Origin of the sequence: Mesorhizobium sp. M7A.F.Ca.CA.004.12.1.1 (assembly GCF_003997835.1) — a bacterium.
GTDB lineage: Bacteria > Pseudomonadota > Alphaproteobacteria > Rhizobiales > Rhizobiaceae > Mesorhizobium.
In genome coordinates this window covers 1-624 of record NZ_RZRK01001436.1, presented here as the reverse complement: position 1 = coordinate 624, position 624 = coordinate 1, and the positions used below count along the sequence as shown (strand labels likewise).

Genomic DNA, 624 nt, shown 5'->3' with positions numbered 1-624 from the left:
GCAACACACTCGGCGTCGGCGTCAACCGTCCAGGCGCCTTCGGCGAGTATCTGGCGATCCCGCAGCACAATGTTGTGCCGATCCCCGACGATGTGCCCGATGAGATTGCCGCGATCTTCGATCCCTTGGGCAATGCCGTCCACACCGCATTGTCCTTCGATCTGGTCGGCGAGGACGTGCTGGTGACTGGCGCCGGGCCGATCGGCATCATGGGCGCGCTCGTCGCCCAATGCGTCGGCGCGCGCAAAGTGGTCATCACTGACATCAACCCGGTGCGGCTGGCGCTAGCCAAGAAACTCGGCGTCCAGCATGTCGTCGACGCCTCGAAGGAGAAGCTGCGCGACGTCATGCCGGTGCTCGGCATGACCGAGGGGTTCGACGTCGGGCTCGAAATGTCAGGCGCCGCCCCCGCTTTCCGCGACATGATCGATGCCATGAACAATGGCGGCAAGATCGCCATTTTAGGCATCGCGCCGACCGGCTTCGAGATCGACTGGAACAAGGTCATTTTCAAGATGCTGCATCTCAAGGGCATCTATGGCCGCGAGATGTTCGAGACCTGGTACAAGATGATCGCGCTGGTGCAGGGCCCGCTGGATGTCTCCGGCCTGATCACCCACCGCA

The 624-nt window shown here is 62.5% G+C and carries 1 protein-coding gene; it reads left to right on the top strand.

The annotated features are described in order from the left end of the window. Nucleotides 1–624, top strand: a 624-nt coding sequence (locus EN984_RS36895) for a zinc-binding dehydrogenase (RefSeq protein WP_164766036.1), incomplete at both ends; no start/stop codon positions are given.